Consider the following 15952-nt stretch of genomic DNA (forward strand, 5'->3'; position numbering starts at 1 on the left):
CCATCGCCTCCGCGACGGCCTTCCTCTACGCAGCCGCCGCCATGGTTCTTATCCGCCGCATCGCGCGAGCGTCATGAGTTCCGGGACGGACTCTCAGGGATGTCGACCTGCGCTCGCGCCGGTTGGCTCTCGCGATCCTGATACCATTCCTGTTCTTCGCCTCGCTCCCGATCAACCTTCACAGCCTCTACCCATCACCGGGCTTCGACGGTTTCGGCTACTACAACCGCCATGTGGCCCTGCTCCTCTACCTGCTGCTGGCGGCGCTTCTTTTCGTCGAAAGCCGGGTTCTGCTAACGACGCTCGTCGCGGTGCTGATGATGGCCTTGTTCCTGGTCAAGGTCACGGGGCCGGTATCGGGCGCGGCTCTCGTCGGCTACGCGGTCCTCGCCGGACGCATGCGCCTGCGAGACGCAGTGATCGCCGCCAGCGTGGTGATTGCATGCCTGTTCCTGATCGAGCTGACGACAGGCATGGTCTACGCCTATGTCGAAGACATCATGAACCTCGCCATGCTCAATTCGGCGTCGTTCCTGCGACGTTTCCTGACGCTCGGCTCAGTCAAGTTCAACGTGATCGCGCCATGCCTGACGCTGATCGGCGTGCTCGCTCTCGCCGCGTGGCGTGACAGGCTTTCGCCGGCGACATTGCTGTCTTCCCCGCTCGGCTGGCTCAGCGCCAGCCTCTTCGCCCTGGTTCTGGGCGAAACCCAGAACAGCGGGTCGCTGGAGTTCATCGGACTTTGGCCGGTCCTCATCCTGATCCTCAAGGACTACTATCCGCGGGCAGACGACCGCCTGCGCACATGGGTGCTCGTACTCGTCATGGCGGTGTCGCTGCCAAGCGCCATCATCTTCCTCGAACGCGGTGCGCGGGCCCTGGTTTCCGCGCCGCGCTACCAGGCGCTGGACGTGCCGGATCTGGGGCCGCTCGGCCGCGTCAGCCTCAAGCCGGAGCTGGCCGCACGCGCGATCGCGCAGATCGAGCGTTACCCGAAATACACGGAAGCCTACCAGGACCTCGCCCGCCGGGGCCTGCTGCCATCAGCCACCTTGTTCTCGGAGATTGATCATCAGGCGACCTGGCTCCTCGAAGTGCAGCAGGGTGTCAGTGCGATCAAACGCTGGGAAGCCTCCAACCAGCGGCAGCTGAACGGCTTCTTCGCGCTCGACTTCGTCAATCCGTTCAACCATCTGCTCGAGCGCGCGGCGCCGCTGCACGTCGCGCTCGGCATCGATACCGACCGCACCAATCCGAAGGTCACGCGGGAGATGCTGGAAGCCCTGCGCGATATCGACGCCATCATGCGGCCCAAATGTCCCTTCGAGTTCAAGCGGGCGGCGATCTGGGGTCAGTTCTCACAGGCGCTCGAAGGGCGCCAGCTGATCGCGCTTTCGCCCTGTTGGGACATGTATCTGAGAAAATAAGGCCCGCCCGCGATCGTCGAGCCCGCGCGCGAGACTCTGGAGAACGGCGGGCGCGCGTTCGGAGCAGTCATCGCCAGGAACGGCGAGGTGGTGGCCCGCGGCGTCAAGAACTCCCGAGCACGAACGATCCGACGGCGCTCCCTATGGCTTGTCGACCGCGGCCGTCTATGCCGATCTGGCCAAGCCGCTCGCAGAGCAGCCGATGAAGGTCAACTACGAGCCGGTACGGCCAGAAACAGGTCAGGATCTCTACAGGGCGTGGCGGCAGAGACAGGCTGACCAGAGCCGACACTGACGTTCCCCCGCCCGGCCCTCCGCTGTGGCCGTTGCGATGACCTCTTCTCGCAGCTCTGCAAACGTGGCCTTATCGGGCCGCGCGATCAGTCCGGCCGAAAAGGGGTTGATCGAAACCGCACTTCCGGATGTCCTACAGCCGAGCCGGGTGACGCTCGTCGCACGGTGCCCTGGAATGCCGCAGCAAGCCGGCGACTTGGCGAGGAGAGACGATGAGACGGCAACATGTCCGGTGCGCGCAGACGAAGTTCCGCTCGATCGGCAGTGCGGCCTTCGCGCTGACGCTGCCGCTGATCCTCGCCGCCTGCGGTGGCGGCGAAGGCCCGTCGTCCTCGGCAGGCGTCGCGGCAAGTGCACCGGCTCCGACCGGGATCACGCGCGACATTCTGGTCGGCCGCTGGGGCATCGCCTCCTTCCATACCGACAAGGACCGCAAGCGCACCGAGGCCGAGGCGCGGGCGGGCTGCAAGCAGCCCTATACGATCACGCAGGGGCCCGGCGACGGCGTGATGATGCATGTCGCCGACGATCCCAAGCTGTATGAGCTCAGGCTGAAGTCCGGAGGCGGCAAGACCTATGTCGGTTTCGAAGCGCCGGCTGGCGATCCGCAGGACCGCGAGATCCTCTCGCACAGCAGATCGATGCTGGTGATGCGCTTCGTCGATCCGGATGCGCAGCGGCGCTACGGCACCTTCATCTACTCCCGTTGTGGCTGAGCGGAGGCAACGCCCATGAGCACAATTCGCACCGCCCTGCGCAGCCTCCTCGCCTGCGGCCTCACCGTTCCCCTGCTAGCCCTGCCCGGTGCCGCTCAGCCACGCCCGCCCGCGGCGTTGCAGGAGACGATGGACATCGGCGACGAGCCGGGCCGGGTCTCGACCGAGGAGGTTAGCATCAGCGAGGGCCCCTATGCCCGCCAGATGGTGCTCTTCCGCTCGAACGAGGCGCCCGGCACCGTCGTGATCCATTCCGGCGAGCGCTTCCTCTATGTGGTCCAGGGCAATGGCCGGGCGTTGCGCTACGGCATTGGCGTCGGCCGCGAGGGCTTCACCTGGTCGGGCCAGGTCCAGGTCAGCCGCAAGGCCGAGTGGCCGGACTGGCGCCCGCCGCCGGAGATGCTGCAGCGCCAGCCTTATCTGCCGCGGTTCATGGCCGGTGGCCCCGGCAACCCGATGGGCGCCCGTGCCCTCTATCTCGGCTCGACCGTCTTCCGCGTCCACGGCACCAACCAGCCTGAGACGATCGGACAGGCGATCTCCTCGGGCTGCTTCCGGCTCGCCAATGGCGATATCGTCGATCTCTATGACCGCGTTCCGGTCGGGACCAAGGTCATCATCCGCCACAAGGCGACACTGTGACCGCCCTACCCTGTCCCCAGACATCCGAAAGGAGACGCGTGCCATGTCGAAGGCTTCATCGGTCTGCTCGCGGCGTTCCGGCTTGGCCGTCGTCGGCGCACTGGCGGGCTTGTCCGCCATGCCGACCATGGCCGGAACACTCGATACGGTGAAGCAGCGCGGCACGCTGCAATGTGGCGTCAGCGAGGGCGTGGCGGGCTTCTCCGACAAGGATGCGCAAGGCAATTGGCGCGGCTTCGACGTCGACTTCTGCCGGGCCGTCGCGGCGGCAGTGCTGGGTGACAAGGGCAAGGTCGCCTTCACGCCGCTCTCTGCCAGCGAGCGCTTCGAGGCGCTGAAGGGCGGCAAGGTCGACCTCCTGGCGCGCAACTCGACCTGGACGCTCGAGCGCGAGGCGCAGCTCGGCCTCGCCTTCGCGGGTATCAGCTTCCATGACGGCCAGGGTTTTTTGGCCAAGCGCACGCTCGGTGTCGACGGAGCGCTCTCGCTCGACAAGGCCAAGATCTGCGTCGAGGCCGGCACCACGACGCAAGCCAATCTCGGCGACTTCTTCAAGGCCAATTCGATGGCCTATGAGGAGAAGGCGTTTCCGAGCGCGGCCGAGGCCCTCGCCGCCTTCCAGTCCGGGCAATGCGACGTGCTGACCCGCGACCAGTCGGCCCTGCACGGCGAGCGCCTCAAGCTCGCCAAGCCCGCCGAGGCGATCGTGCTGCCCGACGTGATCTCGAAGGAGCCGCTCGCTCCGGTGGTGCGCAGCGACGATTTCGCATGGTTCAACGTGGTGAAATGGGTGAATTTCGCCCTGATCAACGCCGAGGAACTCGGCATCGCCAGCACGACCATCGACGACGCCCTCAAATCCCAGAAGCCGGATGTGCGCCGCTTCACCGGCGCCGAAGGCGGCTTCGGCAAGGCTCTCGGTCTCGATGCCGACTGGGCGGTTCGCTCCGTCAAGGCGGGCGGCAACTATGCCGAGCTCTACGAGCGCAATCTAGGCACAGGCTCGCCTCTCGCCATCCCGCGCGGCCTCAACCAGCTCTGGAGCATGGGCGGCATCCTCTACGCCCCGCCGCTGCGCTAAGCGGCGCTGCGGCAGGCGCATTGCCGAAGGATGGTCGGTGGCAGAAATCCAGGAGCACCTCGCGCGCCGGGAGGCGTACCCGCCTCCTGTTTGTTTCCTGAACGGAGGCGCGGACGCCGTCAGCCCGGCTTGATGCCGGCTTCCTCGACCACGCGGTTGGCGCGCTGGATCTCGGCCTCGATGAACTTGCCGAAGCTGGCCGGGTCCTCGGTCACGGCCTCCGCGCCGAGCGCGGTCAGCTTCTCGACGATCTCGCGATCCTTCGAAGCCGCCTGCACCGTCGCGTTGACTCGCTGCACCGTCTCGGCCGGCAGCCCCTTCGGGCCCCACAAGCCGTACCAGAGGGTGAAGTTGAGATCGGAAAGCCCCTGCTCGCCGGCGGTCGGCACGTTCGGTAGGAGCTTGCTGCGCTGCGCGCCCATGATCGCGAAGGCGCGAACCTTGCCATCGGTGATGAACGACAGGGCCGAGCCGAGCGGGGCGACCATCAGCGGCACCTGGCCGGCGACGACGTCGGTGATCGCCGGAGCCGTGCCGCGGTAATTGACCAGCTCGGCCGTCGTGCTGGTACGGAGCTTGAAGCTCTCGGTGGCGAGATGACCCATGCTGCCCAGCCCGGAATTGGCGAAGGTGAACTCGCCGGGCTTCGCCTTCATCTGCGCGATCAGCGCCGGCAGGGTCTCGGGCGTCTTGGTCGAGCCGATCAGCACCATCGGCGACATCGCGAAGCGCGAGATCGGCGTGAAATCCGCCAGCGGATCATAGGACACGCTGCGCATCACGTGCTTGGCCATGATGTGGATGTCGGCATTGGTCAGATAGGTCGTACCGTCGGGCGTGGCCCGGGCGACCTCGGCGGCGCCAAGCGTGTTGCTGGCGCCGGCCTTGTTCTCGACCACCCAGGACTCGTCGAGTGCCGGCGCGATGCGCAGGGCATAGAGCCGCCCGATGACGTCGATCGCCCCGCCCGCTGCGGCGGGCACGATCAGCCTGACGATCTTGCGTTGAGCCAAAGCGGCGTGGGGCGCGAGCGTAGCGCCAGCGAGCCCGATCAGGGCGGCACGTCGTGTGATGGTCACTGGTTTTCCTCCGGGTGCGGCCGCCTTGATGGCGGTTCTCATTCGCTGCGAAAGGGCCGTCTGCGTTCCAGATCTCGCGCTGGGGCAGCTCTCGCCAAGCGCGCTCCCCTCATGCCGCAGATAAGACCGCATACTTATTATCAGTATGCATCGTATCTTGAAGCTGTCAAATGCTGAGCCGCCAGAGCCCCGGCTCCCGGAGTGCGTGGGGCTCCCTGGCAGCAATCCCGCTTTTGCGAAAGCTGCGCTCTCAGGCCGCTTCGGTCGAGCGCCCGGCCGCCAGCCGCAATGGCACGCGCGAGGCCTCGTTGTTGAGCTCGACGAGCTGTCCGAGCATGCGCATGAAGGCCTCGCGATCTTCCGGCGCGAGCGGGGCGAGAATGCGCTCCTGCGCCCGCTGCGCCAGCGGTCCGGCCTCCTGCAGGACGCGCTCGCCCTTAGGCGAGAGGTGCAGCACCTTGATGCGCTTGTCGTCCTTGCTGCCCGAGCGCTGGATCAGCTCCTTGGCTTCCATCCGCTCCAGCACATTGCCGAGCGTCGAGCGGTCGAAGGCGACGAGAGCCGAGAGGCGGGTCGCGTCGATGCCGGGATTGTCGCGCACCGTGACCAGCGCCGCGAACTGGACAGGGGTGAGGTCAACGGGCGCGCATTCCTCCAGAAAGAGCGAGACGGCGATCTGTTGCGCGCGCCGGATGAGATGGCCGGGCATATGATAGATATCGTCGGTCGACATCGTCGCTTTGCCTTGATGGGCCGGCGGGTGACTTCCGCCGCTCGAATGGTTGCGCCGCCGGCTCTTCGTCAGGCGGATCCTCGCCAGCTCAATCTGCGGCTTCGCTATAGATAGTATGCTTTCAGTCCGTAGGCGGTCAAAGCGCCCCGTTTCCCCTGCCTGGATCGATCGCTCGGATACCCGCCCTCCAGTCACGGTTGACAGCAAAAAATCTGGGAGTACTCTGTTAATCAGTATACAGACAATTTTTTCAGAGGTCGCCGGATGGGAGGATGCCTTGGCGGTTCCGGTCGCGACGACCGGGCGCCGATGGCCCATGCGCTCACCCGCCTCTCTGATCCCTACGCGGTCGGCGGCTCACCAGCCTCATCGGCGAGGACCGGCCTCAGGACTTTCGATCAAGGCGACTACGGAGAGAGCGAGCAATGTGCACCGCGGACCATGGCAATCACCCCATCGCCGTCGACGTGGCCGATACGGCCGCTGCCTCGGTCGCGCCCACGCCCGAGATCGTCGAGGACCTGGTTGCCGCCAATCACATCCTGTTCGACCAGGGCGTTGTCGATGCCTTCGGCCATGTCAGCGTGCGCCACGACAAACGTTCCGATCGCTTCCTCCTGGCGCGCAACATGGCGCCGAGCCGGGTCGCGGCGGAGGATATCGTCGAGTTCACGCTCGACGGCGAAGCGGTGAACGCCAATGGCCGCAAGGTCTATCTCGAGCGCTTCATCCACGCCGAGATCTTCCGCAGGCGTCCCGACGTGATGGCCGTGATCCACAGCCATTCGCATTCGATCGTGCCGCTCAGCGTGGTCAAGGGCATGCGGCTCAGGGCGATGTTCCACATGGCCGGTTTCGTCGGCCAAGGCGCGCCCGTCTTCGAGATCCGCGAGGCCGGCGGCGACGCCACCGACCTGCTGATCAGCAACAACCAGCTCGGCCGGGCGCTGGCCGAGCATTTCGACGGCCACGACATCGTGCTGATGCGCGGCCATGGCTCGACCGTGGTCGGCGGCTCGATCAAGCAGGCGGTCTACCGCGCCGTCTACGCCGAGCTCAACGCGCGCTACCAGCTCCAGGCGATGCAACTCGGCGAGGTCACCTATCTCACCGAGGGCGAAAGCCGCGCCTGCGTCGCCAGCATCGAGGCGCAGGTCCATCGCCCCTGGGACATGTGGCTCGAACAGGCCCGCGCCCGCCGGCGCTGAGACGCCGGCCGCGTTCGATCCCCTCAATCGTCCTGGCTCATCGAAGGTCGCCACCATGCAGTTCCATCTCAACGGCTTCCGGACCGGCGACCCTTCCGTCTCCGAGCCGGCCACCGATCTTGCGTCCTCTGCCCGGGACTCCCTGCCGCAGGAGGTCGATGTCCTGATCGTCGGCTGCGGCCCGGCCGGCCTGACGTTGGCGGCGCAACTCGCGGCCTTTCCCGAGATCACCACCCGGATCGTCGAGCAGAAGCCGGGCCCTCTGGAGCTGGGACAGGCCGATGGCATCGCCTGCCGCACCATCGAGATGTTCGATGCCTTCGGCTTCTCCGAGCGGGTGCTGAAGGAAAGCTACTGGGTCAACGAAACCGTGTTCTGGAAGCCCGACGCAGGCAAGCCGGAGACTATCACTCGCAGCGGCCGCATCCTGGATGTCGAGGAAGGCCTCTCCGAATTCCCGCACGTCATCCTGAACCAGGCGCGCGTGCACGACTTCTTCCTCGACGTGATGCGGCGCTCGCCGAGCCGGCTGGAGCCGGACTATTCCCGGCGCGTGATCGACCTCGAGATCGACCGTGCATCGTCACATCCGGTGACCGTAAAGCTGGAGCGTGTCGATCCTGCGCATGCAGGCGAGATCGAGACCGTCCGCGCCCGCTATGTCGTCGGCTGCGACGGCGCCCGCAGCGCCGTGCGCAAGTCGATCGGGCGGACGCTGCAGGGCGATTCCGCCAACCAGGCCTGGGGCGTGATGGATGTTCTCGCCGTCACCGATTTCCCGGATGTGCGACTGAAGGCGCTGATCCAGTCCGCCGGCGAAGGCACGATCATCATCATCCCGCGCGAGGGCGGCTATCTGATCCGGATCTATGTCGAGCTCGACAAGCTCGCCGCGAACGAGCGCGTCGGGAGCCGCAATATCGGCGTGGAGCACCTGATCGCCGCGGCGCAGCGCATCCTGCGCCCCTACACATTCGAGGTGAAGCAGGTCGCATGGTGGTCGGTCTACGAGATCGGCCAGCGCCTCTGCGACAAGTTCGACGACGTGCCGGAGGGCGAGGTCGAGCAGCGCCTGCCCTCCGTCTTCATCGCCGGCGACGCCTGCCACACCCATAGCCCCAAGGCCGGCCAGGGCATGAACGTCTCGATGCAGGACGCCTTCAACCTCGGCTGGAAACTGGCCGCGGTCCTGCGCGGGCAATGCCCGCCCGAGCTGCTGCACAGCTACTCGGCCGAGCGCCGGGCGATCGCCAAGGAGCTGATCGATTTCGACCGCGAATGGGCGAAGATGCTGAGTGCTCCTTTGAAAACCTCGGAGACCGGCGACGGCGTCGATCCCAAGGAAGTCGAAGCCTATTTCATCAGGCACGGCCGCTACACTGCGGGAACCGCGACCCGCTACGCCGCCTCCTCCCTGATCGGCGAGCCAACCCATGCCGGCCTCGCAACGGGATTTCAGATCGGCGCGCGCTTCCACTCGGCGCCCGTGATCCGGCTCGCCGACGCCAAGCCGGTCGAGCTCGGCCATGTCGCGCAGGCCGATGGCCGCTGGCGCCTCTACGCCTTCGCGGACAGGGCCGATCCGTCCGCGCCGGCGTCACGCCTGCGCGCGCTGTGCGAGGCTCTGGCGAATGCGCCCTCGTCACCGCTGCGCCACTATGTGGTGCCGGGGGCCGACATCGATTCCGTCATCGACTTGCGCGCGATCCTGCAGCAGGCCCATCGCGAGGTTGCGGTCGAGACCCTGCCGGGCCTGCTCCTGCCCCGCAAGGGCCGCCTCGGCCTGATCGACTACGAGAAGGTGTTCTGCCCCGATCTGCGTGGCGGCCGGGACATCTTCGATCAACGCGGCATCGATCGGGAGCGTGGCTGCCTGGTGGTCGTGCGGCCCGACCAATATGTAGCGCACGTGCTGCCGCTCGACGCGCACGCCGCTTTGGCAGCGTTTTTTGCCAGCTTCATGTCCCCGCCCGTCTAATCGACGCGTGCCGGTCCAGCGCGACCAAGCAGACCGGATCAAGCGACGCCGAACGCGGGTGCGCCGATCGCCGGTCGCCCGGCACGATCGCGCCAAAGCGCTCGTTATGAGGGATCTGACATCCTGGTCACGATGCGGCGTTTCGGCCTGCAGGGCACGCCGTCCTCGGTGCTGATCGGACGCGACGGGACAATCCTGCACCACGTCTTCGGCGTGGAGGACGATCTCGCGGTGGGCGCCAGGATCGCGATGGCGCTGTCGGGCCCCGCTTCGCGCCTTCAGCCCGGCAAGCCGATCGCCGATGCAGATGGCTGCGACGCCGGGCGATGCGAAACGCCCATCCCGGCCGATGTCCGGTGAGCTGGCAGCTGGCGGACTGAAATGGAAATGGCGCGGTCTACGGGAATCGAACCCGTCTTCCCAGCGTGAAAGGCTGGTGTCCTAACCGATAGACGAAGACCGCGGGCCTGAGCGCGAAGCGCTCCTGCGAGGCGGGGCGAGCTATAGTGTCCCGGCGAAGCTTGGGCAAGCCCGCTCTCAGCGTTTTTCGCAATTGCTCACGACGGACGGGCGAGATCGACCACGCGCAGCTCCGCCCGCTCGCTGCCGCCCCAGCGGTTCAAGGTCAACGTGCCTGCGAGATGGACGCTCTCGCCGCGTCCCGCCAGCAGCGCCTGCCCAAGCGGCTCACGCGCGGCGCGAAAGGCAATTCCGCCGATCGTGGCGCCGTCGCCGGCACGCAGCTTGATGCGCAGATGGCCGCCGGCGCCGACCTCGATCACCTCGGTCAAGCGATGGGCCGGCAGTACGAAGACCGGCTCGGGACAGCCAGCGCCAAAGGGCCCTGCCCGGTCGATTTCGGCGAGCAGGCGCGGATTGGCGCCCCCGGCGCTGATCGCGGCATCGATCAGCAGCGCCTCCGACTCGCGCGAACCTGCTACGCCGGCGGCCAGCCTGTCGCTGACGAAGCTGGCGAAGGCGCCCTCCTGCCCCGGCGCCAGCGTGACGCCGGCCGCCATGGCATGGCCACCGCCCTTGACCGCAAGGCCGGCCTCGACCGCCTGGCGCACCGCGGAGCCGAGATCGACGCCGGCGATCGAACGGCCCGAGCCGGTCGCGCCGCCATTGGCGTTACGCGCCAGCGCGAAGGCCGGCCGGTTGAACCGTTCCTTCAGGCGGCCCGCGATCAGCCCGACGATGCCAGGATGCCAATCGGCCGAACCGACGACCAACACCGGGTGCGCGGCTGCATCCTCGAAGCGGTGCTCGACCTCGGCCACCGCTTCCTCGACCGCAGCGCGCTCGATCTCCTGGCGTTCCTGGTTGAGCCGGTTGAGCTCGGCCGCGATCGTGCGCGCCTCCACCTCATCCGAGGTCAGGAGCAGTCGGGCTCCGAGCGCCGCATCGCCAATGCGTCCGCCGGCATTGATGCGCGGCCCGAGCAGGAAGCCGAGATGCCAGGCCTGCACCGGACCATCTAGCCCGGCGATGTCGAGCAGCGCCGCAAGGCCGGGCCGCTGGCGCAGGCGCATCATGACGATGCCCTGGCGCACGAAGGCGCGGTTGAGGCCGATCAACGGCACGACATCGGCGACGGTCGCCAAGCCGACTAGGTCGAGCGCCGCGAGCAGGTCGGGCTCGCTTCCCCTCGCCTGCCAGGCGCCGCGCCGGCGCAATTCGCGATTCGTTGCGACCAAGGCGAGGAAGACGACGCCGGCGGCACAGAGATGGCCCAGGCCGGAGAGATCGTCCTGCCGATTGGGATTGACCAGCGCCCGGACCTCGGGGAGCAGTTCGGGCGCCTGGTGATGGTCGAGCACCACCGTGTCGAGCCCGAGCCGTGCCGCCTGCTGCAGGGGCTCATGGCTGGTGGTGCCGCAGTCGACGGTGACGAGAAGCGTCGCGCCCTCGCCGGCCAGCATCGTGATCGCCTCGGCATTGGGGCCATAGCCCTCGATCAGCCGATCGGGAATATGGATGCGCGGCTTTGCTCCGGCCTCGGCGAGAAAACCGGCGAGCAGGGCCGCCGAGCAGGCGCCGTCGACATCGTAGTCGCCGAAGATCGCGACCTTCTCGCCGGATATCGCCGCCTGCGCGAGCCGCTGTGCGGCGCGGTCCATGTCGCGCAGCACGGACGGGTCCGGCAGCAGGTCGCGCAGCTTCGGCTCGAGATGGCGCAGCGCCTCGCTGGAGGCGACGCCGCGGCCGGCCAGGACGCGCGCGAGCGTGTCGGGAACACCCTCGACCTGCGCCAGGGCTTCGGCCTGCGCGACGCCGGCAGGATCGAGCCGGTCGCGCCACGGACGTCCGAGGGCGGAATTCCCCACGCCGAGGAACAGGCGATTCTGGCCGAGATTCATGCATCACCGCTGGCGCAGCGGCGCGGGTTCGTCAATGCAAGGTGGATCACTCGAGCGGCTTCTGGTCCTCGATCGCCTGCGCGGTGACCTTGCGAGCGCTCACCGGCGCATGGCCGGAGACCTCGGCGCCGGCATCGGGCTTCAGCTGCATCATCCAGAGGACCGAGGAAGCGGAGATCAGGCCGACGAGGGCGAAGGCCGGCCAGAAATCGCCGGCGCCGAGCGTCCTGCCGCCATTGTAGAGATTGGCGGCTTCGAGCGCGAAGGCGCCGATGGTGACGCCGAGGCTCAGCGACAATTGCTGGGCGACGCTGGAGAGGCTGGTCGCGCTCGACATGTCGCGATTGGAGATGTCGGCATAGCTCAGCGCGTTGATGCCGGTGAACTGCAGCGAGCGGAAGCAGCCGCCGATGAGCAGGACGCCGAGCATCAGCCAATGCGGCGTCGTCGGCGTGAACAGGCCCGAGGCGGCGAGGAAGGCCGAGCCGATCAACGCATTGAAGGTCAGCACGCCGCGGAAGCCGAAGCGGGCAAGGATCGTCTTGGCCAGCGTCTTCATGATCAGCGCGCCGGCGGCCGAGGCGAAGGTGATCAGGCCCGATTGCAGTGCGTCGAGGCCAAAGCCGAGCTGCAGCATCAGCGGCAGCAGGAAGGGGATGGCGCCGATTCCGATACGGAAAACCGAGCCGCCGATCACGCCGATCCGGTAGGTCGGGATTCGCAGCAGCGAGAGGTTGAGCACCGGAGAGGCCAGCCGGCGCGCATGGAACCAATAGAAGATCAGCGCGGCAACGCCGAAGGCGACGCAGCCATAGGAAACCGCGACGGGCACGAGATGGCGCCCACCCGTGGCGAGGCCGAGCATCAGGGCGGCGAAGCCGGTCGAGGAGAGCAGGAAGCCGATGATGTCGAGCGGCGCGACATCCTCCTCGCGGATGTCCTCGAAGAACATCGTCGCGAGCGCGATGCCGAGAAAACCGATCGGGATGTTGATGAAGAAGATCCAGCGCCAGTCGAAATAGGTGGTGATGAAACCGCCGACGACCGGCCCGACGACCGGGCCGACCAGCGCCGGCACCGTCAGATAGGCGAGCGCGCTGACGATCTGCGATTTCTCGACGCTGCGCAGGATGACGAGCCGGCCGACCGGCACCATCATCGCCCCGCCCATGCCCTGGATGAAGCGGGCGCCGACGAAGGCGCCGAGCGAGTTCGAGAAGGCGCAGAGCACCGAGCCGAGCATGAAGATTCCGAGCGCGGTCCTGAAGATGGTGCGGGCGCCGAATTTGTCCGCCATCCAGCCGGAGATCGGGATGAAGACGGCGAGGCTGACGAGATAGGAGGTCAGCGCCAGCTTGAGCGCGATCGGGTCCTCGCCGAGCGACTGCGCGATCACCGGCAGCGAGGTCGCGATCACCGTCGAGTCGGTGTTCTCCATGAACAGCGCGCAGGCGACGATGAGAGGCAGGAGCTTGGCGCGCTGCAAGGAATCGCACTTTCGAAATTGTGCCGCCGGCTGCCCTTTACTGCGGCTCTACCCGGCTGGCGAGAGCGGAGCTGGGCTTGGTGACAAGGGTTGCGCCTGCTGCATGGCGGTGAACCGTGTCGTTTCAAGGAGAGCCGGCTTCAGATCTGCCCTCAGATCATCACAAGGACGTGAAAGCCGCTCTGTTATGCGTTGAAAGCAGAACAATCGAGAGGCGTCGTTACTATCTCCGGGGCGAAGGGGCGATGACTTCGCATACGCCGACGCGGCCTGTCCGCGGGCAAGAGGTGTTCTCATGATCACGTTCACTCACCACAACCTCCGTGTCGCCATCCCGGCTTCTGTCCGGTATGGCGCCGCAGTTGCCCTGTTTGCCGGAGCCGCCCTATTCAGCGCCGGCCAGGCTCCGGCTTCCGCACAATCGATGAGCTGGGAAGAAGGCTGCGCCATGCGGGTCGTCACGCCCGGCTCCGGCGATATTCTGCGGACCACCAATTGCGGCCGTCAGAGGGACTGTCAGCAGATGGCCAACGCCCAGGGCAGCATGATGATGGGCAATGGCTGCTTCTTCGTGATGCCCAACGCTGCGCCTCCTGCGGCGCAGGCCAGCCAGACGCGTCCCGTCCGGAAGCATTGACGAATATGCGAGGCGGTCGCGGCGCCGTGCCGCGACCGCCTCGACAGTTTTTATGATGATGCCTCTAGCGGGCACGTCACACGCATGATAACGGGCCTCGTCAACTCGGCTCAGGGCGCATCCGCCCGGCCTCTTTCAGCGCCGGCGCAGCCGGCCTCCGGAGTTGACGATGGCCACGATCACAGAAGGTCTCATTCGCGACGGTTTCACCTTCGACGACGTGCTGCTGGAGCCGGGGCCGTCCGAGGTGATGCCCGGCGATGTCGACATCACCACCAAGCTCACCAAGACCATCTCGCTCAACCTGCCGATCATCGCCTCGGCGATGGACACGGTCACCGAGGCGAAGATGGCGATCGCGATGGCGCAGGCCGGTGGCCTCGGCGTCGTCCACCGCAATCTCGACCCCGATCAGCAGGCTGCCCAGGTCCGCCTGGTCAAGAAGTTCGAATCCGGCATGATCGCCAACCCGATCACCATCCACCCGGACGAGACGCTGGCCGATGCGTTCGCGCTGATGCGGAACAACGGCATTTCGGGCATTCCGGTGGTCGAGCGCGGCCCGCAAGGTCACAAGGGCAAGCTGGTCGGTATCCTGACCAATCGCGATGTCCGCTTCGCCGCCAATCCCGAACAGCCCGTCTCGGAGCTGATGACCAAGGATCGGCTGATCACGGTGCGCGAAGGTGTCGCTCAGGACGAGGCCCGCCGCCTGCTCCATCAGTTCCGCATCGAGAAGCTGCTGGTCGTCGACGACCACTATCGCTGCATCGGCCTGATCACCGTCAAGGACATGGAGAAGCAGGTCACGCATCCTAACGCCGCCAAGGATAGCCAGGGGCGGCTGCTGGTCGCGGCCGCGACCACAACCGGCGACCAGGGCTTCGAGCGCTCGGAGATGCTGATCGACGCCGGCGTCGACCTCATCGTCGTCGACACTGCCCATGGCCATTCGTCCAAAGTGCTCGAGGCGGTGACGCGGGTGAAGAAACTCTCCAACACGGTCCAGGTCATCGCCGGCAATGTCGCGACCGCCGGCGGCGCCCAGGCGCTGATCGATGCCGGTGCGGACGCGATCAAGGTCGGCATCGGCCCGGGCTCGATCTGCACCACCCGCATCGTCGCCGGCGTCGGCGTGCCCCAACTGACCGCGGTGATGGATGCGGCCTCCGCCGGGCAGAAGGCGGGCATCCCGATCATCGCCGATGGCGGCATCAAATATTCGGGCGATCTCGCCAAGGCGCTGGCTGCCGGCGCCGCCTGCGCCATGGTCGGCTCGCTGCTCGCCGGGACGGATGAGACGCCGGGCGAGACGTTCCTCTACCAGGGCCGCTCCTACAAGGCCTATCGCGGCATGGGCTCGGTCGGTGCGATGGCGCGCGGTTCGGCCGACCGCTATTTCCAGCAGGACATCAAGGATGCGCTGAAGCTGGTGCCGGAGGGCATTGAAGGCCAGGTCGCCTATAAGGGTCCGGTCTCGGGCGTGCTGCATCAGCTTGCAGGCGGCCTGCGCGCCGCGATGGGCTATGTCGGCGGCCGCGATCTCGAGGACTACCGCAGCAAGGCCCGCTTCATCCGCATCACCAGCGCCGGCCTGCGCGAGAGCCATGTCCACGACGTGACGATCGTCCGCGAGAGCCCGAACTACCCGACGCGCTCCTGATCTCGGATCGCCTCACGGCGATCTGTCCTTTTTCCATCGGGCATCGGATACTTCGAGAGGGCGGACCCAATTGTCGGTCCGCCGCTGCGCGAAGAGGACTTACATGACGCTCAAGCTGATCTATCCGGCGCTGGCCCAGATTTTCTGGAGCTTTGTCGTCCTCGTCATCATGTTCCGGCGCCGCAAGCAGGCCTTCGCCAATCGCGAGGTCAAGCTCGCCGATATCGCGGTCTCGACCGAGCGCTATCCGGATTCGGCCCGACTGGCCGCGGCCAATTTCAGTAATCAGTTCGAGACCCCGGTCCTGTTCTTTGCGCTGACCCTGATCGCGATCCATGTCGGCGCGACCGGCTATGTCATGGCTGCGCTAGCCTGGGCTTTTGTCGTCACGCGCGTCGCCCATACATTGATCCACACCGGCTCCAACAGCCTCAAGCACCGGGCGCTCGTCTTCGCAGCCGGCATCGCATGTCTGTTCTGCATGTGGGTGGGCATCGTGATTGCTGTCGTCTGATCGGCGTTTACTTAGCGCACGCAAGACGTGTGGCGACGATTGCGCTCTGCTGAATTGTCGTGCTGTCACCGCATCGCTACAGCAGTCAATAAACCGTGTTGGACACTTGCGTCGAAACCGGGCCGTCTTCATGC

General features: G+C 66.6%; 14 protein-coding genes and 1 tRNA gene. 10 read left to right on the plus strand and 5 right to left on the minus strand.

Going from position 1 to position 15952, the window contains the following annotated elements; all coding sequences use genetic code 11:
* The first annotated feature begins 122 nt into the window (after positions 1 to 122).
* From ACFPOB_RS06330 to ACFPOB_RS06345, 4 genes are all read left to right on the plus strand, one after another.
* On the plus strand, positions 123 to 1427 hold the full coding sequence (locus ACFPOB_RS06330) for a hypothetical protein (protein ID WP_377796819.1): 1305 nt from the start codon (positions 123 to 125) through the stop codon (positions 1425 to 1427).
* A 506-nt stretch (positions 1428 to 1933) separates the two neighbouring features.
* Complete coding sequence (locus tag ACFPOB_RS06335) at positions 1934 to 2437, plus strand: hypothetical protein (protein ID WP_377796821.1); 504 nt, start codon at positions 1934 to 1936, stop codon at positions 2435 to 2437.
* A 15-nt stretch (positions 2438 to 2452) separates the two neighbouring features.
* A complete protein-coding gene (locus ACFPOB_RS06340) occupies positions 2453 to 3079 on the plus strand; it encodes a L,D-transpeptidase (RefSeq protein ID WP_377796823.1) in 627 nt (208 codons plus the stop codon).
* A 43-nt stretch (positions 3080 to 3122) separates the two neighbouring features.
* Positions 3123 to 4160 (plus strand): amino acid ABC transporter substrate-binding protein, encoded by a 1038-nt coding sequence (locus tag ACFPOB_RS06345; protein WP_377796825.1) that lies wholly within the window; start codon positions 3123 to 3125, stop codon positions 4158 to 4160.
* Between the two features lie 119 nt (positions 4161 to 4279).
* Here the strand turns inward: ACFPOB_RS06345 and ACFPOB_RS06350 are convergent, their stop codons facing one another.
* The gene (locus tag ACFPOB_RS06350; RefSeq protein WP_377796827.1) at positions 4280 to 5239 is read right to left on the minus strand and encodes a Bug family tripartite tricarboxylate transporter substrate binding protein; all 960 of its coding nucleotides are present in this window, start codon (positions 5237 to 5239) and stop codon (positions 4280 to 4282) included.
* Between the two features lie 250 nt (positions 5240 to 5489).
* Entirely contained in the window at positions 5490 to 5972 is a 483-nt protein-coding gene (locus tag ACFPOB_RS06355) for a MarR family winged helix-turn-helix transcriptional regulator (protein WP_377796828.1), read from the minus strand.
* A gap of 425 nt (positions 5973 to 6397) precedes the next feature.
* On the opposite strand from ACFPOB_RS06355, the gene ACFPOB_RS06360 reads away from it, so the two are divergent.
* The 3 genes from ACFPOB_RS06360 (at position 6398) to ACFPOB_RS06370 (ending at position 9518) form a co-directional block, all read left to right on the plus strand.
* Positions 6398 to 7180, plus strand: coding sequence for a class II aldolase/adducin family protein (locus ACFPOB_RS06360; RefSeq protein ID WP_377796829.1), 783 nt, complete (start codon positions 6398 to 6400; stop codon positions 7178 to 7180).
* Between the two features lie 55 nt (positions 7181 to 7235).
* On the plus strand, positions 7236 to 9158 hold the full coding sequence (locus ACFPOB_RS06365; RefSeq protein WP_377796830.1) for an FAD-binding monooxygenase: 1923 nt from the start codon (positions 7236 to 7238) through the stop codon (positions 9156 to 9158).
* 132 nt (positions 9159 to 9290) lie between these two features.
* Entirely contained in the window at positions 9291 to 9518 is a 228-nt protein-coding gene (locus ACFPOB_RS06370; protein WP_377796831.1) for a hypothetical protein, read from the plus strand.
* Positions 9519 to 9546: 28 nt separating this feature from the next.
* Here the strand turns inward: ACFPOB_RS06370 and ACFPOB_RS06375 are convergent.
* From ACFPOB_RS06375 to ACFPOB_RS06385, 3 genes are all read right to left on the minus strand, one after another.
* Positions 9547 to 9621 (minus strand) — tRNA-Glu (locus tag ACFPOB_RS06375).
* A gap of 94 nt (positions 9622 to 9715) precedes the next feature.
* On the minus strand, positions 9716 to 11518 hold the full coding sequence (recJ, locus tag ACFPOB_RS06380) for a single-stranded-DNA-specific exonuclease RecJ (protein WP_377796832.1): 1803 nt from the start codon (positions 11516 to 11518) through the stop codon (positions 9716 to 9718).
* A 46-nt stretch (positions 11519 to 11564) separates the two neighbouring features.
* Complete coding sequence (locus tag ACFPOB_RS06385; protein ID WP_377796833.1) at positions 11565 to 13004, minus strand: MFS transporter; 1440 nt, start codon at positions 13002 to 13004, stop codon at positions 11565 to 11567.
* A gap of 295 nt (positions 13005 to 13299) precedes the next feature.
* Between ACFPOB_RS06385 and ACFPOB_RS06390 the strand changes: the two genes are divergently transcribed.
* The 3 genes from ACFPOB_RS06390 to ACFPOB_RS06400 all read left to right on the plus strand — a co-directional run bounded on the left by ACFPOB_RS06390 (position 13300) and on the right by ACFPOB_RS06400 (position 15818).
* Positions 13300 to 13641 (plus strand): hypothetical protein, encoded by a 342-nt coding sequence (locus tag ACFPOB_RS06390; protein WP_377796834.1) that lies wholly within the window; start codon positions 13300 to 13302, stop codon positions 13639 to 13641.
* Between the two features lie 169 nt (positions 13642 to 13810).
* Positions 13811 to 15304 (plus strand): IMP dehydrogenase, encoded by a 1494-nt coding sequence (guaB, locus tag ACFPOB_RS06395; protein ID WP_377796835.1) that lies wholly within the window; start codon positions 13811 to 13813, stop codon positions 15302 to 15304.
* Positions 15305 to 15407: 103 nt separating this feature from the next.
* A complete protein-coding gene (locus tag ACFPOB_RS06400) occupies positions 15408 to 15818 on the plus strand; it encodes an MAPEG family protein (protein WP_377796837.1) in 411 nt (136 codons plus the stop codon).
* Positions 15819 to 15952 lie beyond the last annotated feature (134 nt).

This window comes from Allobosea eneae (genome assembly GCF_042657265.1).
GTDB lineage: Bacteria > Pseudomonadota > Alphaproteobacteria > Rhizobiales > Beijerinckiaceae > Allobosea > Allobosea eneae.